Below are 24,663 nucleotides of genomic sequence, written 5' to 3'. Positions count from 1 at the left end.
GATGATCGAGTTCGAAGGCGTCAACAAGTGGTACAAGAAATACCATGCGCTGAACAATATCTGCGGCGAGGTGAAAACGGGAGAAGTGCTGGTTGTCTGCGGGCCCTCGGGTTCGGGAAAATCCACCATGATCCGCACCATCAACAGGCTGGAAGAAATACAGGGCGGAACGATCAGGGTACAAGGCGAAAATATCTGCGGCGCCAGGACCGACATTAATCGGCTGCGGGCCCGTATCGGTTTTGTATTTCAGCAGTTCAACCTCTTTCCTCACCTGTCCGTCAAAGAAAACATTGCCCTCTCTCCCATAAAAGTGGGCGGGAAATCCCGTAAAGAAGCATATGAAATTGCCGAGGCCCTGCTTGAAAAGGTGGGCCTGCGTGCCAAGCTCGATGAGATGCCCGGCAACCTTTCCGGCGGCCAGCAGCAACGCGTGGCGATCGCGCGCGCGCTGGCCCAGGATCCTACGCTGATCCTTTTCGACGAGCCTACCAGCGCGCTCGATCCGGAGATGGTCGGCGAAGTATTACATGTCATGAAAGCATTGGCGGCTGATGGCATGACAATGGTGTGCGTCACGCATGAGATGCACTTCGCGCGGGAAGTCGCCGATCGCATCTGGTTCATGGATCAGGGGGAGATCCTGGAGGCCAGCACGCCGTCGGAGTTCTTTTGCGCTCCACAGCATGACCGGGCGAAGAAGTTTCTGGCGGATATTATTCACTGAGCGGCGGGTCCGGCAGGGTATCTTCCCCAGCCTCTCCCCTCGAATATAGTTGCAGCGATTTTCTGTGCTTTGTTCTATATTCTTATGCGGAGGCTTGCCATATCAGCGGCGCACGAACCGGCCATGCATGGGCCGGGTTCGCATGAACCAGTTCCACTCTTGCGCATTGGTCGTACGGCTGCACGCGGATGCCTGCGGCGCCGCCCCGCTGTTTTCCGCCTCCAACGTCCGCGCCCGATTCCCGGGCATCTCCGCTGTTGTATGTTTCGCTCATCCTCCAGGAGAGTTGCTATGACTACCATGATGAAAGCGGCCGTATTTGTGGAGCCCGGCCGCATCGAGCTGACTGAAAAACGCATTCCTGATGTCGGCCCCAATGACGCGCTGCTGCGGATCACGACGACCACCATTTGCGGCACCGACATACACATTCTGAAAGGCGAGTATCCAGTATCCAAGGGGCTGACAGTCGGTCACGAGCCCGTTGGCATTATCGAGAAGCTGGGCAGCGCGGTGACTGGCTATACCGAAGGTCAGCGCGTTATCGCCGGCGCCATCTGCCCGAACTTCAACTCCTATGCGGCACAGGACGGCGCGCCGTCGCAGGATGGCAGCTACCTGGTTCCCCAGGGCAAGTGCGGCTGCCATGGCTATAAGGCCACGGCGGGCTGGCGCTTTGGCAACATGATCGACGGCGCACAGGCGGAGTACATCCTGGTGCCGGATGCACAAGCCAATCTGGCGCCCATTCCCGATGGGCTGACAGATGAACAGGTGCTGATGTGCCCGGATATCATGTCAACCGGTTTCAAGGGCGCGGAGAACGCCAACATCCGGATCGGCGATACCGTCGTGGTTTTTGCGCAAGGCCCCATCGGCCTATGCGCGACCGCAGGCGCCCGCCTGTTGGGAGCCACCACCATTATTGCGGTGGATGGCAATGATCACCGACTCGGCATCTCGCAGCGCCTGGGCGCCGACATCACCCTGAACTTCAAGCAATGCGATGTTGTCGATGAGGTGATGAAAATAACGGGCGGCCGGGGCGCCGACTCAGCGATCGAAGCGCTGGGCACGCAAAGCACCTTCGAATCTGCGCTGCGGGTCATCAAGCCCGGTGGGACGCTGTCCAGCCTGGGGGTGTATTCACAGGATCTGACGATTCCGGTTTCCGCTTTCGCGGCCGGCCTTGGCGATCACAAAATCAATACTGCGCTGTGCCCGGGCGGCAAAGAGCGGATGCGACGCCTGATGAATGTGCTGGCCTCCAACCGCCTTGATCTGGGAGTGCTGGTAACACACACCTACAAGCTGGATGACATTGTCGACGCGTATGATCTGTTCGGCCATCAGCGCGACGGCGTACTGAAAGTAGCGCTAAAGCCCTCATAAGTTCGCGCGGGCCAGTGCCTGTGTGCCGGAGCCCGCCGCCTTTCCCCCCGAACCCAGCTCCGCAGCCGCCCCGGCCATCACCGCACACGATGGCGGGGACGCGGAGCCGTGCACACCTGGCTCCGCAGGGCTGGCATCGCTATATATCACGATGATCCAGCTGACGCGCGTGACGTATGCGAACGTGTGTTGCTGGACGACTTTCCCCGTACGCTCCACAAACCGAATCAATGCATCGGGAAATACCTCCCCCTTCCTTGAACCGCATCCTGATAGCCGCAGGCCAGCGCATGCAGTGCTGCGAATTTACATGACGGGTGGCGGGTGGCGGGGAACGCGATCGCGGGCCTGCGTTTGATCAGGATCAAACATTGCGCCCGGGTCGCTGCCAGATCCCGGCGATAAGCCGCGGTAATTGATATATGGCAAAGGAAGAGGGTCGCTAACTTCCTAAGATCACTAAAACTGACAACTGTAGGTTGAGATGCGCACGTTTATTCGTCGTCTGGGCCCGGCTTCGCAGCACGGCCCGGCGTGGCTTGCATTCATTGTTGCACTGATGCTGTGCCTGCTGGTACCGGCAGCCGTGGCGGCACCTCGCATTGCTGATTTCATGCCCAAGCTGAAAGCGTCGGAGGTGTTCCCCGGCGCCGACCGGCTGGGCCCGGTGGAAGGCAAACCCCCTGTGGCAAAAGCCTTTAAGGGCAACGAGCTGCTCGGCTATGTGTACATCACCAGCGATGTCGTCAATACACGCGGCTACTCAAGCTTCCCCATCGACACACTGATCGGGCTGTCCACCGACGGCGCCATTGTCAGCGCCAAGCTCATGGAACATCACGAGCCAATTGTGCTGATCGGTATTCCACAATCACGGGTCGAGCATTTCATCAACGGCTATCTGGGCCAGAACTACGTCAAGAATCCGCCCAAACCCGGTGCGCAGCCGCCGGTCGATATCATCAGCGGCGCCACCGTCACTATGATGGTGATCGGCGACAGCATCACCCGGTCGGCCCAAGCGGTCGGGCGAGCGCAAGGCATTGGACGGCCAGCGGGCGCCACAACTGCGGCAGCTACACCTCAGGTCGAAAAGCGCGTCATCGACATGGATCAGACCGGCACCGCGAGCTGGAGCAGCTTGCTGGACAGCGGCGCGATCAGCCGACTGCACATCACCATAGGCGCGCTCAACAAAACCTTTGCGGAAAGCGGGCGCGCAGGCGCGGCCGAGCATCCACAAAGCGGCGATCCCGACGATACCTTCATCGACATGTACGCCGCGCTGGTCAGCGTGCCGTCCATCGGGCGCAGCCTGCTTGGCGACGCCGAATACGATTATCTGAAGCAGCGCCTGCAGCCCGGCCAGCAGGCCATCCTCGTGGCCGGAAACGGCATCTATTCCTTCAAGGGCTCGGGCTACGTGCGCGGCGGCATCTTCGACCGCATTGAGGTCGTGCAGGATGTAAACAGCTTTCACTTCACCGACCTTGATCACCAACGGCTGGCGGACGTCATGGCCGAGGGTGCCCCCCAGTTCAAAGAGGTGGCGCTGTTCACCGTGCCCGCAAAGGCGACGTTCGACCCCACGCAGCCCTGGCGCCTGCAGCTTATGGTGCAGCGCGTGATCAACGTACAGGAAAAGGCTTTTGTCACCTACAACCTGAACTACGATCTTCCTCAGGCGTACACCAAGCCGGTGGCGTCGCCCCCTCAGACGGCAAGTGCCGCCGGAACGTCCGCAGGCCAGCCGCAGCCGGCCGCCAGCGCGGCGGAGGAGGAGCATGAGATCGACCAGGCTCCCGCGTTGTACAAACAGATCTGGGCTGCGAAGAAGATACAGATTGCCATTGTGGTAGCCGCCCTGCTGATCCTGGGTTGTGTTTTCTTTTTCCAAGACCGGCTCACGCGACACGAAGTCTTCTACAAGCGCTTCCGCACAGGCTTCCTGCTCTTCACACTGTTCTGGCTGGGCTGGTACGCCTCGGCCCAGTTGTCAGTGGTGAACGTGCTGACGTTCACGCATGCGCTGCGCACAGATTTCCGCTGGGAATACTTCCTGATGGACCCCGTCGTGTTCATACTGTGGGTCGCGACTGCCATCTCGCTGGTGTTCTGGAACCGCGGCGCCTTCTGCGGCTGGCTCTGCCCATTCGGCGCCATGCAAGAACTCACCAATAAGGTCGCACGCAAGCTGCGCATTCCGCAGATCAAGCTTTCATACAGCACCAATAACCGGCTGGCTGCGATCAAGTACATTGTCTTCATCTTCCTGTTCGGCTTCTCGCTGTACGAAATGGCGCTGGCGGAGAAGCTCGCCGAGGTCGAGCCCTTCAAGACAGCCATCATTCTCAAGTTCATCCGCGATTGGCCCTTTGTGATCTTCGCCGTGCTGTTGCTGCTGGCGGGGCTGTTCATCGAACGCTTCTACTGCCGTTACCTCTGTGCCCTGGGGGCGGCGCTGGCCATTCCGGCGCGCCTGCGCATCTTCGACTGGCTGCGCCGCTATCCCATGTGCGGCAACCCCTGTCAACGCTGTGCGACGGACTGTCCGGTGCAGGCGATCGAGCCTGAAGGCCCCATCAACCCCAATGAATGCATTCAATGTCTGAACTGCCAGATGCTGTATCACCACGAACAGAAGTGCCCGCATCTGATCCAGAAGAATGCGCGGCTGCAGCGACGCAAGGCGCCGCCAACCGAGGCAGCCGCGGCGCCCGCACCGGCGGCCAACCCCGCCATGCTGAAAGAAACAACGGTACGCCGCCCCACTGTTCGGCCGCGCACGCCCGACGATCCTGTTTCCAACCCCACAACCCCCTGATGCTACCGAGCCCGTTTCACGCGGGCGAAGCACGCCACCCCACACACGCTACTTCTTAGGGAGATCACATCATGTCCGATCAAAGCAAAGAGAAACACGGCCTGAGCCGCCGGGCATTTCTGGGTACCGCGGCACTTTCCGGCGCCGCGGCGGTCGGCGCAACGCACATGTCGTCCGCGTTCGCCGACGACGACAAAAAGAAGAAGAAAAACGGCCACCAGAGTGCCAATGTCGAGCCGGGCGAGCTGGACACCTACTATGCATTCAACTCAGGGGGGCAGTCAGGCGAAATCCGCATCATGGGGCTGCCGTCCATGCGTGAGTTCGTGCGCATTCCCATTTTCAACATCTGCAGCGCCACCGGCTGGGGCACCACCAACGAAAGCCGCAAGATCATGACCGAGGGCCTGACGCCCGAAACACTTGAATACGCCAAGACCCGCGGCGGCGTACTGCCCAACGGCGACGCGCACCACCCCCACATGTCGTTCACCGACGGCACCTATGACGGCCGCTACATTTTCATCAACGACAAGGCCAACAACCGTGTTGCACGGGTTCGCTGCGACGTAATGAAGTGCGACAAGATCATTGAGATCCCCAATGCGGACGGCATTCATGGCCTGCGCCCGCAGCGCTACCCGCGCACTGGCTACGTGTTCTGCAACGGTGAGCACATCGTGCCGCTGCCCAACGACGGTTCCGTATTCGGCAACCCGAAGGAAAACTATTGGTCTGTCTTCACCGCCATCGACGGCGATACGATGAAGATCGCTTGGCAGGTGATTGTGGATGGCAACCTGGACAACATGGACGCCGACTACCAGGGCAAGTACGCATTCTCCACGTGCTACAACTCCGAGAAAGGCCTGAACGTCAACGACATGGGCAGTAATGAACAAGACTGGGCGGTCGTGTTCAGCATCAAGGCCATCGAGGAAGGCGTCAAGAAGGGCGATTTCAAGGAGATGAACGGCGTCAAGGTGCTGGACGGCCGCAAGGGCTCCAAGTACACACGCTACATTCCGGTACCCAACTCGCCACACGGCTGCAATGCCGCGCCGGACGGCATCCACGTGGTCTTCAACGGCAAGCTCTCACCCACCGTGACCATGATCGACGTGCGCCGCCTCGACGACCTGTTCGCCGACAAGATCAAGCCCCGCGATACCGTCGTGGCTGAACCGCAGCTTGGCCTTGGCCCCCTGCATACGGCGTTCGACGGCCGCGGCAATGCCTACACGACGCTGTTCATCGACAGCCAGATGGTGAAGTGGAATATGGAAAAGGCCATCAAGGCCTACAACGGCGAGAAAGTGGACCCCATCATCCAGAAACTGGATGTGCATTATCAGCCCGGCCACAACCACACCACCATGGGCGAAACCAAAGAGGCCGACGGCAAGTGGCTGGTGTCGCTGAACAAGTTCTCCAAAGACCGCTTCCTTAACGTGGGCCCGCTCAAGCCCGAAAACGATCAGTTGATCGACATTTCGGGTGACGAGATGAAACTGGTGCACGACGGCCCAAGCTTCGCCGAACCGCACGATATGCTGCTGGTGCGCCGCGACAAGGTACGCCCGAAGCGCGTCTGGACGCGCGACGACCCATGGTGGGACGATGTGCGCAAGATGGCCGAGAAGGACGGCGTGACGCTGGAAGGCGCCTCGAAGGTTGTGCGCGACGGCAATAAGGTGCGCGTGTACATGACGGCGGTGGCGCCCGTTTTCACGGTGCCCAACTTCGAAGTCAACCAGGGCGACGAGGTCACCGTCGTGGTCACCAACATGGAAATGATCGAAGACCTGACGCACGGCTTTACGCTCTCGGGCTACGGTATCGCCATGGAGATCGGACCACAGCAGACATCATCGGTCACCTTCATCGCGGCGCGGCCGGGCGTTCATTGGTATTACTGCCAATGGTTCTGCCACGCACTGCATATGGAGATGTCGGGCCAGATGAACGTCAAGCCCAAGAAGGCGTAACGGAGGCCGCATGCGATACCGTTTCCCGCTTCAGGCAGCTTTGGCTGCCCTGCCGCTGATGCTTTCGGCGGCAGGCGGAACGGTGCGCGCGGCGACGGTGCACGTGCCCGCGCACGCGGATCTTCAAGCAGCCATCGCCGCGGCTGCGCCCGGCGATACGCTGCGGCTAGCCTCCGGCGAGTATCGCGGCAACATCGTCATCGACAAACCGATTGCACTGCAAGGCCCCGACGACCGTTCCGCCACACTGATCGGCGAACGTGAAGGGCGTACGATCTGGATCAAGGCGCCGGATGTTTCAGTCCGGCACCTCACCGTACGCCAGTCGGGCCTAAGCCTGCCCGATATGGACGCAGGCATCTTTCTGGATAAGACTGCGCACCGCGCACGCATCGTAGAAAACGACATCATCGACAACCTGGTCGGGGTGTATGTATGGGGCCCCGAAAACGCGTTGGTCACCGCCAACCGCATCGAGGGAAACAAACGCCTGCGCGTGAACGAACGCGGCAACGGCGTCACGATCTGGAACTCGCCGGGCTCGCGGATCGAAGGCAACATCATTTCGTACGGCCGGGATGGCATCTTTTCCAATGCAAGCCGCGAGAACGTCTTCAGCGGCAACCATTTCACGCACGTGCGCTACGCCGTGCATTACATGTACACAAACAAGAGCGAAGTCAGCAACAACGTTTCCATCGGCAACGAAATCGCCTATGCATTGATGTTTTCGCAGTTTCTGACCGTACGCAACAACATCGGCATCGACAGCACCCACCAAGGGCTGATGCTCAACGCTACCCAGCAGTCCACTATCGAAGGAAATATTGTGGACGGCGCGGAGAAAGGCGTATTCATCTATAACGCGAACTTCAATCGCATTGCGGACAATATTTTCAAGAACGCGGAGATCGGCGTGCACTACACGGCCGGCTCCGAAGGCAACGAGATTACGAACAATGCATTCGTAAACAACCAGAACCAAGTGAAGTACGTTGGCACACGCTTCCTGGAATGGTCGGTCGATGGCCGCGGCAACTACTGGAGCGACATGAGCGCCTTCGATCTGAATGGCGACGGCATCGGCGACACGGCATACCGGCCCAATGGCCTCATCGACCAGGTGATCTGGCGCGCTCCGTCCGCGCGCATGCTGTTGAACAGCCCCGCCGTAGCCATCGTGCGCTGGGCGCAGACACAGTTTCCAGCCATACTGCCGGGCGGCGTCATAGACAGCGCGCCCCTGATGACTCGCCCCACTCCCTCCACCCTGAAGAAATACGAGGTTCTGAATGAGCGTCGAGGCTAGCGCCCAGTCCCACACCAGGGGCGGCACGCAGGCGTCCGCCCCTTATGCCCTGGCAGGCGCCAGGGCTGCCCTGCCGGTCTCTCTTTCTGGCGTCACGAAACAATACGGCAAGCAGCGCGCGGTGGATGCCGTCAGCTTTGACTTATACCCAGGGCAATGCGTCGTGCTGGCCGGCCACAACGGCGCTGGAAAGAGCACACTGATCAAACTCATCCTGGGCCTGATCCGGGCAGAGGAAGGACGCGTGAATGTGTTGGGCCACGAAGCCGACAGCCGAGGCGCGGCGATACAGCGCAGGCATATCGGCTATCTGCCCGAAACCGTTGCGCTGTACCCTTCGTTGACGGGCGAGGAAACGCTCGCCTTCTATGCCCGCCTGAAAGGGTTGCCCACCACAGGCAATCACGATTTGCTGGCCCGCGTGGGCATCGCACAAGCGGCCAAGAAACGCGTCGGCGGTTATTCCAAAGGCATGCGTCAGCGGCTGGCCCTGGCTCAGGCCCTGCTGGGTGAGCCGCGCCTGCTTCTGCTGGATGAACCCACAACCGGCCTCGACCCGGCCTCGCGGCTGCTGTTCTACGACATTGTGGCAGCGCTGCGCAACGCGGGCGCGGCCATTCTGCTGAGCACGCATGCGCTTGCCGAACTTGAAAGCCAAGCCGATAGGGTCATTGTGATGCAACGCGGCAAAAAGATTGCCGACGGGACCTTGTCGGATCTACGCCGCGATGCCGGCTTACCCGTCCGGTTGTTGCTAACGCTCGACCGCGACCTGCCTGAGCCGCCCGCGGGGTGGCAGCGCGCCGGCGAACGGCGCCTGCTGCGCCAATGCCCCGAAAACGACAAGCTGGCCGCACTGCGCGAAGCCCAAGCCATACCCGGCGTTGTAGACATTGAGCTGGAGGCCCCCGGCCTGGATGAAATGTATGCGCACTTCCTGCGGCGCGAGGATGTTTGAGCCATGAACCCTACGCTGATCATTATCGAGAAAGAGTTCCGCGACGGCTTGCGCAACAAATGGGTGTTGGCTGTCACCGTACTGCTTGCCGCCTTGGCGCTGTCGCTGGGCTTTCTGGGCAGCGCGCCCACGGGAAGCGTCAAGGTTGATCCCTTGACGGTGACGGTCGTCAGTCTGTCCAGCCTGTCCATCTTCCTGGTGCCGCTGATCGCCATGCTGCTGTCCTACGACGCCATTGTGGGCGAAGTCGAACGCGGCACCATGGCGTTGCTGCTCAGCCACCCCGTTTCCCGCTGGCAAGTCGTGGTGGGCAAGTTCTTCGGCCATGTAGCGATACTGGGGTTGGCAACGGTTGCCGGTTATGGCCTGGCCGGAATCACACTGCAGATGGCGCATGGCGGCGTCGACTTCAGCGCCTGGATGCCGTTCGTCCTTCTGATTGCGGCAAGCATCCTGCTGGGCGCCAGTTTTCTGTCCGTGGGCTACCTGATCAGCGCCGTAGTGCGAGAACGCGCCACTGCGGCAGGCATTGCCATCGGTGTGTGGCTGTTCCTGGTGGTCATCTACGACATGGCGCTGCTCGGCATCCTGGTTGCGGATCAAGGCAAAACAATCACCTCATCCATTCTGAATGTGGTGCTGCTGTTCAACCCAACCGACGTCTATCGCCTGCTCAATCTTACCGGCTATGAGAACGTATCCATGTTCTCCGGCATGGCAGGCCTGAGCGAACAGGCACGCATCCCCGCTCAAGTGTTGATCGGTGCGCAGTTGCTGTGGATCGCCGCACCGTTTTCGCTGGCAATACTCGCATTCAAACGGAGGCCTATATGAAGCGGGGCCTGACTGCATGCGCACTGCTGGCGCTGAGCTTGTTGCTGGGCGCCTGTAGCAAACAGAGCGACGATACGCCGCCGCCAGCGCCCCACGCGGCCATTCCGCAAGATGCAGTGGGCCACTACTGCGGCATGTTCCTGTACGAACACAAAGGGCCCAAAGGCCAGATCCTGCTGCGCGACCGCGAGCAGCCTGTGTGGTTCACCACCATACGCGAGTTGTTCGCGTACACGCAATTGCCTGAAGAGCCAAAGGCCATTGTTGCGGCCTATGTACAAGACATGGCCAAGATGACGCCTGAAGGCAATTTTCCGAATGATGCCTGGATAGATGCCCGCAAGGCGCACTATGTGATCCACAGCCGCTTTACCGGCGGCATGGGCACACAGGACGCCCTGCCCTTTGGCACCGAAGATGCCGCGCAGGCCTTCCAACGCCTGCACGGCGGCGAAGTGATCAGCTTTGAGACCATGCCTGAAAGTTATATTTTCGACGCCGGCATGAGCGTGCCGGTCCCCTCTGAATCGCCGGGCACAACGCCTGCTGGAGCCGCATCATGAATACGTTCAAAGCCTCCCGCCGCCGGTTTATCGGCATTATGGCCGCCGGCGCCGTCACCTCCGGCACCGTCGCGGCCAGCGTCTGGCCGAAACGCCGGGCTTACGCCGCACCGCCTCCAGCCGTTGTCAGCTGGCGCGGCATTGCACTGGGCGCCGACGCGACGCTGCGCATCCATCACCCTGATCGCGCATTCGCCCAGGCTTTGATCGACCGGTCCATTGCCGAAGTACATCGTCTGGAGCAGGTGTTCAGCCTCTATCAGGACGACAGCGCGCTGGTGCGCCTGAATCGCGACGGACGCCTGGACGACGCCCCACTGGATTTGCTGCGCTTGCTGCAAGAGGCACAAAGCTTCAGCCGGTTGACGGAGGGCGCCTTCGACCCGACAGTGCAGCCGCTCTGGAAGCTCTATGCGGATGCCGTTGTGGCAGGCCGCAAAGCTGTCAGTGCGGCAGGCCGCACCGGCCCCGGCCGCGCCGAGGCGGATGCTGTTACCGCTGGATCAACAGTTTTTGGCAGGCGATCGGCCATGCCTTCGGCGGCGGATATCCGGCGGGTACTAAGCCTGGTGGACTATCGCGCCATCGAGATCGATGGCCGTTCGGTACGCCTGGCCCGGCCTGGCATGGCGCTTACGCTGAACGGTATTGCACAAGGCTACATCACAGATCGCGTCACCGAACTGCTCAAGGAAGCAGGCATGGTGCATGTGCTGGTCGATATGGGGGAAATACGCGGCCTGAATGGCGGCCCAGGCAACCGTCCCTGGCGTGTGGGCCTGGCCGGCGACAGCGAAGACCGCAAGCCGCTGCGTATCATTGACCTGCGCGACCGTGCGATAAGCACCTCGTCGGGCCACGGCACGATATTCGACGCCGATGGCGCCATTACGCACCTGTTTGATCCGCACACCGGCAACCCCAAACCCCGCTACCGCAGCGTATCTGTGATGGCCAACGACGCAACCACCGCCGACGCACTCTCCACTGCATTTTCGCTGATGGACGAATCCGCCATAAAACGGATCACAGCCCAGCTGAAGCTGCGAACGTGGGTGCTGCGTGATGGTGAAACACAGCTTTCAGCCTTAAGCTGAGGCGTTCGTAGATTGATGCAACGCTCCATCACACGGATTACCTGTTGGCTTCTTGGCCACGATGATGGTGTACCAGGCATCGGAGTATGCTTGAACCAATAGGAACAATCTTTGTGTGTCGGCATACTCCGGTTGCCGGCAGGAGATCGCAATGAACGACGACTCGGTTCGCGGCGGCACGGCCCCAGTACCTGACGAGGCTGAACAGCCGGGCGTTGCGAAAGCGCCGGCGCACGACAACGCGGTGGAGCGCCATTTTCCGCAAATGCCCGCCTGGCATGTGACGCAATGGTTCAACACGGCCCAGCCAATTCAGGTCGACGATCTGCGCGGGCGGGTGGTGGTGCTGCATACCTTCCAGATGCTGTGCCCCGGATGCGTGCTGCATGGCATCCCGCAGGCCAAGCGGGTGTGGGATGCGTTCTCTCAGAAGAATGTGGCGGTGATTGGCCTGCACACTGTGTTCGAACACCATGAGGCCATGCGGGCGCCGTCGCTTGAGGCGTTCCTGCATGAATTCCGCGTCCAGTTTCCCGTTGGGATCGACGAGCCTTTAATTCATGGCGGCGTACCAAAAACGATGGCGATGCTGGGTTTGGAAGGTACACCTACGCTGCTGCTGCTTGACCGCCAGGGCCGAATACGCTTGCACCATTTCGGCCAACTGGACGACTTGCAGCTTGGCGCTGCGTTAGGCCGGTTGATTGCCGAGCCCTCTTGAGCAAACGGCAGGCACAGCGCCAGTGTCGACACGGCCGGCAGCCACAGTGGCGAAAACAGCCCCTACGCACACTGGCCGTCTTACACGCGGGGTTACAGCACGGGGCGCCTGATACCCGCAGGCTTTGCCGCTTCAAACATCGCAGCAAAAGCCAACAGCTCACGCTCGCCGCGCAGGCGGCCAACGATCTGGATGCCGACAGGCAGGCCGGTTGCACTGAAGCCGCAGGGCACAGAGATCGAGGGATGGCCGGTGACCGTGATGCGATAACTGGATCGCATCCAGGCGATGTAATGCTCCATGGCCACACCAGCGATCTGTTGCGGATATTCGGTATCCACCGGAAAGGGCAATACCTGTGAAACCGGCGCCACCAGAAAACGATACTGCTCCAGCAAACGCTGCATGCGCTGGAACATCGCCGTATGATTGCGCTCGGCCTGTGCAACTTCGGCGCCCGTCAGTGTCAGACCTTTGTCGATGTTCCAGCGTACCGTGTCCTTGAGCAACTCACCACGCTCGGCCCTGAGCTGGCCATAGTTGGCCGCAAAGGCGAGTGCGCGCAGCACTTCGAAGCTCTCGTCGGCGCCACTGAAATCGGGCTCGGCCTCATCCACCGCGCAACCCATGGCGCGCAGCGCATCGATCCCTTCGCCCAATACACGCGCCACCTCAGGCTCGACCGGCAGGCCCCCAAGTGTGGGGCTAACCGCAACGGGCAGGCCATCGCAGGCCATGGGCGAGATGTCTCGGAATACGCTAGCGCACTCCGGCAGGCTGAGCGGATCGGCATCGTGCGGCCCTGCCAGCACGCTGAATAAAAGTGCCACATCGCGCACGCTACGACCCATCGGGCCGCCAACCGTGAGCATATTGAACGCATTCGCACTTGGCGCCAGCGGCACTCTCCCGCTGGATGGCCGCAGACCCACGACATTGCAGAAACTCGCCGGATTGCGCAGCGACCCGCCCATGTCCGAGCCATCCGCCAGCGCAACCAGGCCCGCCGCCAACGCCGCAGCGCTGCCCCCGCTGCTGCCGCCCGCGGATACAGATGTGTCATAGGGGTTGCGGGTTGCCCCGAAGACTTCATTGAACGTATGCGAGCCCGCGCCAAACTCTGGCAGATTGGTCTTGCCGAGCGAAATCGCACCGGCCGCCTTCTGCCGCGCCACCACGGCGCTGTCGACGGTGGGCCGGAAATCTTTGAATGCAAGCGAACCGAAGGTAGTGCGTACACCCTCGGTGAGGTAAGAGTCTTTGTGAGCAACCGGCAAACCGAACAAAGGCCCAGGCACATGGCCCTGGGACAACAGGGTATCGGCCGTACGAGCCTGGTTGAGCGCCTGCTCGAACGTGGACGTGACAATGGCATTGATCCGCGGATTCAAGCGCTCGGCGCGGCTGATGTGCGCGCTGATCAGCTCATGAACGCCGATTTTTCGCGTCCGCACCGCGTGCGCCATGTCTGTCGCGCTAAGATAACAAAGCTCCTCTTCCGCTGCCATACTGCCTCCTTTTTATTTGGCACGCTTTTGCATGCCATTGTTGCATGCCTTTGTTATGCGAGCGTAGCGGGAGCAGCGGTTTACAGATTGGCGACCCGCGCGCCGCGTGCCGGCTGTGCGCGCGGCAACCTGGCGCCTCGCGCCTCCCCCTTCACACTCGCCGCATTACCTGCAGCCACCAGCCATAGCCACTCACTAAAACCACACCCCCGAGTACCAGCAGCGCACCCGCGAGAAAGGCGGGCTCGATGGGTTCGCTGAGCAGCCAGGCCCCCAGGATGACGCCAATAATAGGCGTCAGGAACGAGAATACGCCCAGAGGCGAGGCAAGGTATTTACTCAGCAGCCAATACCAGGCCAAGTAGCTAACGAAGGAAACCATAAGGGACTGGAACAGCAGGCTGCCCCACAGCATAGGCGTAAGCGTAAACGTGGTCTGGCCCAGCAGCATGGCGGCGCCAGGCAATATCACGAGCCCTCCCAGCAACTGATACTGCAACGGTTGGGTGGGCGGCAGTGCAGCCAGCCGTGTCGTGCGCACCACGACAGTGGTGGCTCCCCAGGCCAGGCCGCCCATCAGGGCCAGAAAATCGCCTAGCAGCATATTTGGCATGTCAGGCCCGAGGGCACTCGGCCCTCGCAGCAAAAAAGCGACCGCAATGCCACTGAACGCAAGCAATATACCCAGCCACTGCATGGGTGCCAGCCGCTCCGATGGCAGTTTCCATTGCAGGCCGAGCGCGGCGAAAATCGGGGCAGTGTAGAGAAAGACAATGCTATGGGCAGCCGAGGTGTATTGCAGCCCCTGGCCGACCATGACAAACTCGAGGCCGAACAGCACACCCGTAACCACCCCAGGCTTCCATATGCCATCGGCCACCGTTAGGCGTTCGTGCCGACTCAACATTACCAGGCCGACTAACAGCACACCTGCGCCCGACCGTATGGCGATCTGCAAGACTGGTGCCATGTCAGCCTGGGTGGCCTTGAGCAGGATCTGCTGCATGCTCCAGATCAGGCACAGTACGAGCATGAGCCCAACAGCGCGGGCGTCAAGAGATTGGCGGGTATCCACGTTCAGGCTCTCTGTTGAGGGATCGCGGCGGCGCGGCGAGGGTGTGACAGGCCGCCATTGTAGTACGGGGGCGATTCAAGGCAGAGTAATGCCAGGTACAGCAAAGGGCGGCCGACACAACCGACGATGCCTAACACTGCGAAGAATACCTGGCTCTGGGAGAGTAGCCGGCAGGCAGAAGATACGCGTACAGCGCAAAGCACCCGAAACGGCGACGGGTGCAGCGCAGAGCGAGGAGTACCGGGCAAGAACAGGTGGCTGGCGGCAATGGGCTGCCGCAGCCGGCTATAGCTGAACTTCTGCCGAACCTATGCCGTCGAAGGTGACGATCACGCGATCACCAGCTTGAGCATCGAGAATGCCGACCCAAGTCCCTGTGGTAACGACCGTTCCAGCAGGCACGACCGCGCCATTGCGCGTGGCGTGGCGCAACCAGACAGGCAGGCCCCACGTAGGGGTGCCGAGCGGGTGCGTGCCGCGGCGCTCCGTGATGGGCTGTGCGCCGATCTGCACACGACAGGTCTGCTGCGCCCAATCGCGTGCCGACCAGGGCTGCCAATCCCCCAGCACCAGTGCGCCGTGGCACTGTAGATCCGCAAGGCGCAGCAGTGCAGGCGCTGCCATGCATTCCTGCCAGCGAGAATCCACAATCTCGAGCGACACCGCCATGGCGTCGATCAATGCCTGGGCACTTTCCTCGTCTAAACGGGCGGCGGCGTGCTGGTCGATATCGCTACCCAGGCGCAGCGCGACTTCCGCTTCGATTCCACGCCGGTGAAAAACGAACACCCCCGCCTCGGCCGGGCTGTTCCACACCCCGGCGGGCGGCAATGATGCGTGCGTAAGCGTGGCGTCCCGATTGGGGCCGCCGGACTTCCAGTACCCAGGAAAACCGGCGTCGAACCAGCCAAGCGCATCGGCCACCACATCCTGTACGACATATGCCTGTTCAGCCGTCGCGATCACGCCGTCGTAGGGCGCCGCAGACAGCACCTTGCCTTCCCGGCGGGCGCCGATGAGTGCGTCAGCAACCTGCTGGGTATCGGTTGGAGACGCTGCACGCATTACGGATGACATGAATATGAGTTCCTGTATGAGAAGAGTCACGGTTGACGCCGGCACTGGGCGCGCCGGCGAGGCATCAAAATATCAACACGCCAGAACGGCAACGCAGCAAAGCGATCGCGTGTAAAAATGGCATCGCATTAAAACGATAAAGCATCAAAGCTCCGGCCAGCGATGCGCCCAAGGCGCGGCCGCCTCGTAAGCCTCGCCCAACGCCAGCAACTGATCATCGGCGCCGAAACGCCCGATCATCTGGATACCCATCGGCAGCCCGGATGCCGATGGCTCCACCGGCACAGCCAATGCGGGCAAACCCGCCGCATTGACCCAGCCCGTGAATATCGCATGGCCACGGGGCCCGACCTGCTGCCCATTGATCTTGGGTGGGTAGGCCTCTGTGGCCGGCCACGGCAAGGCAGCCGTCGCGGGCGTAATCAATACATCGTAATGGCCGAACAGGTGCACGCAATCGCGCCGCAGCACTTCGACATCATCCATCACCGCCCACAGTCTCGCAGCGCTATACCGAGCGCCCTGCTCCGCCATCTCCAGGTATTTCGGTGAAGCTGCCTCGCGCCACTGCGGGAAACGCTCGAACATGCGCGCAAGGCCCACCTGCCCCACGATGGGCCATGCTTCAGTCATGAAGGCAAGATTGAGCGGCATGACGCCTTCGCTTACCGCATGCCCGAGATCGCTCAAGACATCCACCGCCCGGCGGCAATGGCCTGCAATCTCCGAATCGACCGGTGCACTGTCTATCGTGGGCACATAAAGGATGCGCAAGGTTTCATGGCCCGCCGAGCGGCGGCTGGCTTCGGCGGCGCAAAGCGATCGTCGATCCAGGGCCTGCGGCCCGCGCAACACCGCAAACATGGCCCGAGCATCCGCCACCGTACGCGCCAAAGGCCCCGCCACCTCGAAATCGAGCAGCAGCGATGGCAAGCCTTCATCACGTGCGATGGCGCCGATGGAGGGTTTAAGCCCCACCAGCCCGCAATGCGAGGCCGGGCGGCGTATCGAACCGCCACCGTCAGTGCCAAGCGCAATCGGTGTCACCCCCGCCGCCACGCTCGCCACCGCGCCGCCGCTGGAACCGCCAGGCGTAAGCGCCGTATCCCACGGATTGACCGTGGCGCCGAACAGGACATTGTCGGTATAGCCCTCCAGCGCGAACTCAGGCAGGTTGGTCTTGCCGATGAACAGCGCACCCGCCTCCCGCAGGCGGGCCACTGGCATCTCATCGGCGGCGGCCTGATGCGTGCGCAGCGCGGGAGACCCCCACGTTGTTGGCTGGTCGCTAGTCTGCAAGTTGTCTTTGATGCTGACGGGCACGCCGTCCAGCGCCGACAGCGGACGGCCTGCCGCATAACGTTCGGTGGACGCCTGCGCATCGCGAAGCATCGCCGCATCACGCCGGGCGATCACCGCGTTCAGCTGCGGATTGACCTCATCCAGCCGGCGCAGGCAAGCCTGCGCCACCTCAGTCGGCGTAAGCGCGCCGTCGCGATACTGCTGATGCAGCCGCACCGCTGTCAGGCGCCACACTTCAGATTGCTCGATCATTGTGTATCCCTGGTTCTCTCTACATTACATTTGTGCCGGCAGCCAGGTAGCCAGCCCGGGTGCTGCCATCAGGAGCAGCGTAAACAGAATCATGATGATGGCATACGGCACAGCCCCCCAGATCGCATCCTGGATACCGCCATTATCCGGCCGGATACCATGCACGACGAACAGATTCATACCCACCGGCGGTGTAATCATGCCCAACTCGCACACCAGCACGATGAAGATGCCGTACCAGATGGGATCGACACCAAGCGCCATCGCGATAGGATAGGTGATGGGAATGGTGGCCACCTGCATGGACAGCACATCCATGAACATGCCCAATATCAGGTAAAACACCAACAGCGCCAGGATCAGGCCGGTGGCGGAAAACCCGAGGCTCACCACCCATTTGGTCATCGACTCAGCGACACCTGTCAGACTGATCGTAAGGTTCAGGATAAAAGCGGCAACCATGATCAGCAGGATCATGCCGCTGATGCGCGCGCTGGAAATAAAGCAATTGCGCATCAATTCCCAGCTCATCCTGCCCGACTTCCACACGAAGAACAGCGCGGCGATAACACCCAGCGCAGCGCTTTCAGTTGTGGTGGCAATACCGAAATACAGGCTGCCCATCACCACGCCGAACACCACTGCGGGCGGAACGAAGTGGCGCAGCAGGCGGATGCGCTCGTCCAGCGGCACTTTCTCTTCGCGCATGGTCTCCTTGCTCCAGAGCGCCGCCCCTGCGATATAGAGCATAAAGATAAGCGTCAGCAAAATGCCCGGGATGATGCCGGCGATGAACAGCTTGCCGATGGAGTTGTTGGTGAGCGAACCATAAACAATCATGTTAAGGCTGGGCGGGATGAGGATGCCCAGTGTGCCCCCTGCGGCCAGCGAGCCGAGGGAAGAGCGCATTGAATACCCGCGCGCGCGCAGCGACGGCAAGGCAACGGTGCCCACTGTGGCAGCCGTCGCCACCGACGAGCCTGACGTGGCGGCGAACAAGGCGCTACTGCCGATGTTCGTGTGCAGCAGGCCGCCGGGCAGGCGGCCCAGCCATGCCGCCAGCGTTGTGTACATGCGGTCGGCAATGCCTGAGCGCAGCAGCAGTTCGCCCAACAGCACGAACAGCGGTATGCACGTCAACAGGTTATCGTTCTGAACGCCCCACACCACGGGCGCGATGGAGTCCAGGAAAGGTATGCCATAGGCGGCGATGCCACCGACAATGCCTACTGCCGCCATGGAGACGACAATAGGCAGGCCGACCAGCATCATCGCCAGCATGGCGAAGAAACCCACGGAAATCATGGCTACACTCATCACGCCTCTCCTTGCTGGCGCTTGGCCAGGTCATCCAGCTCTTCCTTGACCTCTTCCTTCACGCTCTTGGGCGAGAACTCGCGCAGCAGCGACGACTCATCCCGGCGCAGGAGCAGCCCGATGGCGCGAAGGCCATATACCGTGCTGATCGCCGCGAATATGCCCAGCGCAATGAACCAGACAGATTGAGGATAGATCAAGGGTGTGGCCCAGGGTGTGGGCGCTGTACTGCCGTAGGAAAGCGTATCGATCAGCACCTGCACGGCATTCCACCCGATGAACAGGCCGAATGCTGAGAGACTGATCACCGACAGCGCGTTCAGCCAAGCCTGCATACGTTTCGGGAAGCGCTCATGAAACACATCGACCCGGATATGGGCGCGGCCGATCAGCGCAATGCTGAATGCCAGGGTCGAACCAACGGCCAGTGCGTAGCCACCAAGTTCATCCGCCCCTTGCAGCGAAAAGTTGAACACTTTCCGGCAAATAGTCTCGACCGAGACAATCGCCGACAGTGCCAGAAAGATAACGCCAAACAGAACGCCCAGCACGGCTTCGACACGCTGCATGCCGCGAGCCCGGGCCTTAGGCCCGGTTTCGCTGCTCGCGTGCCCCACCGCCGCACCTTCTGTATTCGCCGCGGCGAACCGCGGCAGGTTCTTGGATGGGGCCGCGCTCATCATTTGATCCCCACTACCGGGCCGACGGCCGTTTTCCAGTTGTCTACACAACCTTTGTTGACCTTGTTGCACACATCAGACCATGCGGGTAGCGACACCTTGGTGACGGCGTCCTTGAGCATGGCCCTATCGGCATCGGAGACGGGCACATCGACTAGCTTGAACTTCTTGCCGGTTTCACAAGCTTTGCCGGCATTACAGCTTACGGCATCCTTGAACAAGGCTTCAGAGTAGGTCCAGATATCGTTCGTCATGGCAGTCACCGCCGCCTGCAGCTTGGTCTGCTGCTCGGAGGACAGTTTGTCCCATGCCCTTTTGGTGATGACGTAGCCGTTTATTGCCATCTGGAAGCCGATTGGCAATTGGTGCGTCGTCACTTCAGGCCAGCCCGACGAGTTGGCGGAACTGGGGCCGGTAATGGCGCAATCCACCACCCCCAGCGACAAAGACTGATGCGTGTCGGCAAACGAAATGGGTACGGGCGTGCCACCCAGCGAGTCGATGAACTTGGCGAGATTCTGGTCGTATACGCGCACCTTCAAGCCTTTGATATCGGCCAGCTTGGTGATGGGTTTGTTGCAGAACAGAATCTGGGGGCCAAAGGGGAATACGCCCAGCAGCTTGACGCCGAACTGCTTCTGCAACCGTTCGTCGGCTTGCTTGTAGAACGCATCCACCACCTTGCGCGCCGTCGGGTAGTCGGGGTTCAGGCCAACCAGGTCAAATCCCAGCAGCGTCGGTTCATCGCGCGCGTTCTGGGGAAAGCGCAGCGACGCCATTTCAAACAGCCCGGACTTCAACACCCGCAATTCTTCTGTGTCTTTGATGCCCAGCGTATCGATGGGTTTGTAATCCATCTCGATCGGCAGACCGGTGCTCTCCTTGAACTTTTCGAAGAAAGGCTGTTCTTTCTTGGCCTGGATCAGACCTGTGGCCAGGGGCTGGCCGATAACACGGAGCTTCAGGGCTTCGGCGGCCGACGCGCCCGCGCAAAGCCCGGCGGCCAGCGCGGCCGCCACCATGATACGTAGATAGTTCTTCGACATCGTTGTCTCCTCGAGGCTGTATTGTGGCGTTGTTGTTGTAGCGTGTGTGCAGGATGTTGGTGCTTGTATGGGTATTGGTCAGTGCGCTGACGATATGCGCATTCGCGCCTTACAGCGTACCTTCCAGCGTTTCTTCCTGTTGCTGCGCTCCTTGTTTAGCGTGAGGTTGGGTGATGGATGACTCGTTCGGGTGGCGCGCCTGCGGCTTGGCGGTGGCCTGCAAATGCGCCATCGCGGCGGCCACGCCATCGCCCTTCAGCGCCACACCCGCCATGCTCAGGCCCATCTGACAGCCACCGAGCGTAGCGATCAGCGTCAAATCATTGGCATCGCCCAGGTGGCCGATGCGGAACATCAGACCCTTCAGCTTGCCCAGGCCTGCGCCCAGCGACATATTGAAGTTCTCGTAAATCAGTTTGCGCACCTGATCGGCGTCTACACCCTTGGGCATCATCACACCTGTCAGCACGGGAGAATGGCAGGCCTCCTCAACGCACTGAATTTCCAGCCCCCACGCATTCACAGCTGCGCGGCAGGCGGCGGCGAGGCGCTGGTGACGGGCAAACACGTTGTCCAGCCCCTCTTCCTGGATCATGTCCAGCGCTTCCGACAAGCCATACAACAGGTTGGTGTTGGGCGTATAAGGCCAATAGCCTGTCTTGTTCATTTCGACGATTTCGTCCCAGGCCCAGAACGAACGGCCCAGGGTGGCACGCTTGCTGGCTTCCAGCGCCTTGGGCGAAAGCGCATTGAAACTGATGCCCGGAGGAAGCATCAAACCTTTTTGGGAACCGCTGACCGTGACATCGACCCCCCATTCATCGTGGCGATAATCGGCCGACGCCAGCCCCGAGATGGTATCGACCATCAGCAGCGCCGGATGCCCGGCGGCGTCAATGGCGCGGCGCACGGCGGCAATGTCGGATGTGACACCAGTGGAAGTTTCGTTGTGTACGACACATACCGCCTTGATGGTGTGGCCGGCGTCCTGTTTGAGGCGCGCCTCAACCATGTCGGCCTGCACGCCACGGCGCCACCCTTCGATACCCGGCAGCCCCAAGAACTCCGGCTTCAGCCCCAGCCGCTCGGCCATCTTCTTCCAGAGCGTGGCGAAGTGGCCGGTTTCATACATCAGAACCGTATCGCCCTTGCTCATGGTATTGCTGAGCGCAGCTTCCCACGCGCCCGTGCCCGAGGCCGGATAGATAACGACTGGATGTTTGGTCTTGAAGATCTTTCCGATTTCACCCAGCACTTTACGACCCAGCACCCCAAACTCGGGGCCGCGATGGTCTATCGTGGGGTAGCTGATGGCCCGCAGAATGCGGTCGGGAACCGGGCTGGGGCCGGGAATCTGAAGATAGTGGCGTCCAGCAGGGTGGAAATTCAGATTAGGCATTGCGGGCATCTCCTAACGAGAGTGGTGTGGTTATACGTTATACAAAATACAATAGCAGAAAGCCCACTCTATAAGTTAGTCGGGGATTACCCGATGTTTTCGTGCTTTTTTGAATATATAATACAAAAATGAATACTACTCCTCCTGCCGACATGAGCGTAGTCCGCGACACCCTGCACCAGCGGGTGGCTGCGCGTCTGCGCGAACTGCTTGTCCAGGGCACGCTCAAGCCTGGCAGCAAACTCAACGAACGCGAGCTTTGCGAGATTCTCGGGGTTTCACGCACCCCATTGCGCGAAGCCATCCGCCTGCTCGCCGCCGAAGGCTTGGTCGTGCTCGAACCTGGCCGCGGCGCGTTCGCGCCGGTTCTCACCGACGACGACATTGCCAATGCATTCGATGTGCTGGCGTCTCTCGAAGGCCTGGCCGGCGAGCTGGCTGCGCAGCGTGTTACCGAGCCGGAGCTCACCGAGCTGCGCGCGCTGCAACACGAAATGCAGGCCGCCTTCGAACGCCGCGACTTGCCAACGTATTACCGGCTCAACGCACGCACCCACGATCTACTGAGCGAAGCCGCCCGCAACCCGGTTTTGCGCGACACCTGGAAGCAGTTGAACAGCCGCATGCATGCGCTGCGCTTTCGTTCAAACCAAGACGAACAGAAATGGGCACATGCGCTCAATGAGCATGCGCAGATCCTGGCGGCGCTGCAACAGCGCGACAGCACAGCTGCACGCCAGCTGCTTGAGCAGCATTTGCGGCGCAAGCGCGATGCCGTGCTCGAACACCGCACGGCAGCCCGCGAGAAAGATGCCGGCGCACTGGCCGGCTGACCGAGGCTGCCCTCAAGCGCCCGTACCGGCTGCTTGACGCTATCCGCGCATACATCCGCTCCGGTTGATTGGCGTTGCCCACACCGGCGCCTGCGTCGGTTGATTGGCGCTATCCATACTGGGGGCCGCACCGGGATGCCGTCGAATCAGGCGGCCGATGCCAGGTCAGGCGGCCGCCTCTTTCAGCCCCCAGGCATACGAAGCCATGGAAAGCACGCCGTAGGTCACTTCATCGTCCAGCAGTACCGGCGCCTCATTGCCGCCGGTTGCCGCCATGGCCACCAGCAGAGGCAGAAAATGCTCCTCGGTGGGATGGGCGCGCTGCGCGTGGGGCGCCAGAGCGCGGTAGTCTGCCAACAAGGGTAGGTTCGGGGCCCGCACCGCTGCATCCACCCAGGCGCTGAATTCCTCGACATAAGGCTCGACACGCGTATTCTGGCCGCGGAACTCATACAGATTGTGCGTCATGCTGCCCGAGCCAATGATGGCAATGCCTTGCTGGCGCAGGGGCGCCAGTGCCCGCCCCAACGCTACCGCGCCGTGCGTGTCCAGCGCATGGGGCAGCGACACCTGGAAGGCAGGTATGTTGGCATCGGGCAGCAAATGCATCAGCGGCACCCATGCGCCATGGTCCAGCCCGCGCTCGGTATCCTCGCGAACGGGCCAGCCGCTTTCACGCAAGAGGGTCAGTGCCTTCGCGGCGGCCTCCGGGGCGCCGGCCACCGGATAGCGCAGGGCATACAGGGCGGCTGGGAAACCACCAAAATCATGGATGGTTTCCGGAGCCGCCGTAGTGGCGACCTCCAGGTCGCGCGTCTGCCAGTGCGGTGACACCACCAGAATGGCGCGGGCACCTGTCAGGCCGCGGCCCGCCCGCGTCAAGCGGGGGCCCAGGCGGCCGGGCTCCAGCGCAAACGTCGGCGCCCCGTGGGAAATAAACAATACGGGTGCAATAGACAGGTCAGACATGATGGGATCTCCGGAAAGACGGTTCCCTCCGGGTGGCCGGAGGGACATATTGCGCGAAACAGCTCAGCAGCTGCGACGCGTATCGACGCACGCAGCGCCGGTCTACCGCCACAGCGCGTATCGACATAAGCCGCGTTGGGCGGCTGCGGCGCATGTCGAAATACGCAGCGCTGCTCAGCGGCCGCGGCGCGCGTCCATGCTGAGAGCACCCGCGCCATGGGCAGCCAAGGTCAGCAGGCCACCAATCACAGCAATGTTCTTGTAGAACAGCAGTTGCTGCATCATCACCTGGTCGGCAGGCACAGACCAGAACGTATGGAAGGAGAACGTGGCCACAACGGTGAATACAGCCATGACCAACGCCGCGATACGCGTGTGGAAGCCGGCAATAAGCGCCAGGCTGCCGCCTACCTCAACAATGATGGCGACAATGGCGGCCAGCGTGGGCGCAGGCAGGCCAATAGAATTAATGTAGCCCACGGTGCCGGCAAAGCCGGTGATCTTGCTCAGGCCCGCGGGCAGGAACAGCGCGATGATGGCGAGCCGGCCAAACAGGCTCAGCAGGCTCGAGGAGGTCGACGCTTGTGCGGCGGCAGTTGTGTTTGCAGCGATGGTGGTCATGATTAGGTTTCCTTGATGAAAGCATGAACGGTACAGACGTTTCGTGGTTCAGCCCCCGCTCCGACCAGCATAGAAGGGGATACCGGGGCAGCCATGGATGTCACTGTATTTGTTCCACATCAAGAAATAAACATATTTGTATTAAACTCACTGTTTACTTTTACAAAACAA

Annotated in this window: 21 protein-coding genes; 11 read left to right on the top strand and 10 right to left on the bottom strand. The window is 61.1% G+C overall.

Features of this window, described 5'->3' with window-relative positions; translation table 11 throughout:
- Window position 1: 1 nt before the first annotated feature.
- From LOL23_RS06690 to LOL23_RS06645, 10 genes are all read left to right on the top strand, one after another.
- The gene (locus LOL23_RS06690; protein ID WP_160977931.1) at window positions 2-727 is read left to right on the top strand and encodes an amino acid ABC transporter ATP-binding protein; all 726 of its coding nucleotides are present in this window, start codon (window positions 2-4) and stop codon (window positions 725-727) included.
- Window positions 728-1,018: 291 nt separating this feature from the next.
- Entirely contained in the window at window positions 1,019-2,119 is a 1,101-nt protein-coding gene (locus LOL23_RS06685) for an NAD(P)-dependent alcohol dehydrogenase (RefSeq protein WP_160977933.1), read from the top strand.
- A 484-nt stretch (window positions 2,120-2,603) separates the two neighbouring features.
- Complete coding sequence (locus tag LOL23_RS06680) at window positions 2,604-4,943, top strand: 4Fe-4S binding protein (protein ID WP_439652072.1); 2,340 nt, start codon at window positions 2,604-2,606, stop codon at window positions 4,941-4,943.
- Window positions 4,944-5,014: 71 nt separating this feature from the next.
- Window positions 5,015-6,931, top strand: coding sequence for a TAT-dependent nitrous-oxide reductase (nosZ, locus tag LOL23_RS06675; RefSeq protein WP_160977935.1), 1,917 nt, complete (start codon window positions 5,015-5,017; stop codon window positions 6,929-6,931).
- 10 nt (window positions 6,932-6,941) lie between these two features.
- Window positions 6,942-8,240: a nitrous oxide reductase family maturation protein NosD gene (locus LOL23_RS06670; protein ID WP_160977937.1), complete on the top strand. Its 1,299-nt coding sequence runs from the start codon at window positions 6,942-6,944 to the stop codon at window positions 8,238-8,240.
- Window positions 8,224-9,198, top strand: a complete 975-nt coding sequence (locus LOL23_RS06665; RefSeq protein ID WP_160977939.1) for an ABC transporter ATP-binding protein — start codon at window positions 8,224-8,226, stop codon at window positions 9,196-9,198. The genes LOL23_RS06670 and LOL23_RS06665 overlap by 17 nt, the downstream gene beginning before the upstream one ends.
- 3 nt (window positions 9,199-9,201) lie before the next feature.
- The gene (locus LOL23_RS06660; RefSeq protein WP_237173306.1) at window positions 9,202-10,032 is read left to right on the top strand and encodes an ABC transporter permease; all 831 of its coding nucleotides are present in this window, start codon (window positions 9,202-9,204) and stop codon (window positions 10,030-10,032) included.
- A complete protein-coding gene (locus LOL23_RS06655) occupies window positions 10,029-10,595 on the top strand; it encodes a nitrous oxide reductase accessory protein NosL (RefSeq protein ID WP_160977943.1) in 567 nt (188 codons plus the stop codon). Before LOL23_RS06660 ends, LOL23_RS06655 begins: the two co-directional genes overlap by 4 nt.
- A complete protein-coding gene (locus LOL23_RS06650) occupies window positions 10,592-11,692 on the top strand; it encodes an FAD:protein FMN transferase (RefSeq protein ID WP_160977945.1) in 1,101 nt (366 codons plus the stop codon). Before LOL23_RS06655 ends, LOL23_RS06650 begins: the two co-directional genes overlap by 4 nt.
- Window positions 11,693-11,957: 265 nt before the next feature.
- Complete coding sequence (locus LOL23_RS06645) at window positions 11,958-12,413, top strand: peroxiredoxin family protein (protein ID WP_237173333.1); 456 nt, start codon at window positions 11,958-11,960, stop codon at window positions 12,411-12,413.
- Window positions 12,414-12,505: 92 nt separating this feature from the next.
- Here the strand turns inward: LOL23_RS06645 and LOL23_RS06640 are convergent, their stop codons facing one another.
- From LOL23_RS06640 to LOL23_RS06605, 8 genes are all read right to left on the bottom strand, one after another.
- A complete protein-coding gene (locus LOL23_RS06640; protein ID WP_160977947.1) occupies window positions 12,506-13,921 on the bottom strand; it encodes an amidase in 1,416 nt (471 codons plus the stop codon).
- A gap of 151 nt (window positions 13,922-14,072) precedes the next feature.
- Window positions 14,073-14,996 (bottom strand): DMT family transporter, encoded by a 924-nt coding sequence (locus tag LOL23_RS06635; protein WP_160977949.1) that lies wholly within the window; start codon window positions 14,994-14,996, stop codon window positions 14,073-14,075.
- A 285-nt stretch (window positions 14,997-15,281) separates the two neighbouring features.
- Window positions 15,282-16,073: a fumarylacetoacetate hydrolase family protein gene (locus LOL23_RS06630; RefSeq protein ID WP_160977951.1), complete on the bottom strand. Its 792-nt coding sequence runs from the start codon at window positions 16,071-16,073 to the stop codon at window positions 15,282-15,284.
- 144 nt (window positions 16,074-16,217) lie between these two features.
- The gene (locus LOL23_RS06625) at window positions 16,218-17,627 is read right to left on the bottom strand and encodes an amidase (protein WP_237173305.1); all 1,410 of its coding nucleotides are present in this window, start codon (window positions 17,625-17,627) and stop codon (window positions 16,218-16,220) included.
- A 24-nt stretch (window positions 17,628-17,651) separates the two neighbouring features.
- Window positions 17,652-18,944 (bottom strand): TRAP transporter large permease, encoded by a 1,293-nt coding sequence (locus LOL23_RS06620; RefSeq protein ID WP_160977955.1) that lies wholly within the window; start codon window positions 18,942-18,944, stop codon window positions 17,652-17,654.
- Window positions 18,944-19,624: a TRAP transporter small permease subunit gene (locus tag LOL23_RS06615; protein WP_237173304.1), complete on the bottom strand. Its 681-nt coding sequence runs from the start codon at window positions 19,622-19,624 to the stop codon at window positions 18,944-18,946. Before LOL23_RS06615 ends, LOL23_RS06620 begins: the two co-directional genes overlap by 1 nt.
- Entirely contained in the window at window positions 19,624-20,670 is a 1,047-nt protein-coding gene (locus LOL23_RS06610) for a TRAP transporter substrate-binding protein (RefSeq protein ID WP_160977959.1), read from the bottom strand. Before LOL23_RS06610 ends, LOL23_RS06615 begins: the two co-directional genes overlap by 1 nt.
- Window positions 20,671-20,779: 109 nt before the next feature.
- Entirely contained in the window at window positions 20,780-22,069 is a 1,290-nt protein-coding gene (locus LOL23_RS06605; protein WP_160977961.1) for a pyridoxal-phosphate-dependent aminotransferase family protein, read from the bottom strand.
- A gap of 128 nt (window positions 22,070-22,197) precedes the next feature.
- Here LOL23_RS06605 and LOL23_RS06600 point away from each other — a divergent pair, with 128 nt between their 5' ends.
- On the top strand, window positions 22,198-22,902 hold the full coding sequence (locus tag LOL23_RS06600) for a GntR family transcriptional regulator (RefSeq protein ID WP_160977963.1): 705 nt from the start codon (window positions 22,198-22,200) through the stop codon (window positions 22,900-22,902).
- Window positions 22,903-23,067: 165 nt separating this feature from the next.
- Here LOL23_RS06600 and LOL23_RS06595 read toward each other — a convergent pair whose 3' ends face one another.
- Together LOL23_RS06595 and LOL23_RS06590 are read right to left on the bottom strand one after the other, a co-directional pair.
- Window positions 23,068-23,871 carry a DODA-type extradiol aromatic ring-opening family dioxygenase gene (locus LOL23_RS06595; RefSeq protein WP_160977965.1) on the bottom strand — a complete coding sequence of 268 codons (804 nt, stop codon included), beginning with the start codon at window positions 23,869-23,871 and terminating at the stop codon, window positions 23,068-23,070.
- A gap of 174 nt (window positions 23,872-24,045) precedes the next feature.
- Entirely contained in the window at window positions 24,046-24,492 is a 447-nt protein-coding gene (locus LOL23_RS06590; protein WP_160977967.1) for a DoxX family protein, read from the bottom strand.
- Window positions 24,493-24,663 lie beyond the last annotated feature (171 nt).

The organism is Paracandidimonas lactea (assembly GCF_021653995.1).
GTDB classification, from domain to species: Bacteria; Pseudomonadota; Gammaproteobacteria; order Burkholderiales; family Burkholderiaceae_B; genus Allopusillimonas; species Allopusillimonas lactea.
The sequence above is the reverse complement of the archived record's forward strand: the minus strand, read 5'-3'. Positions and strand labels throughout refer to the sequence as shown.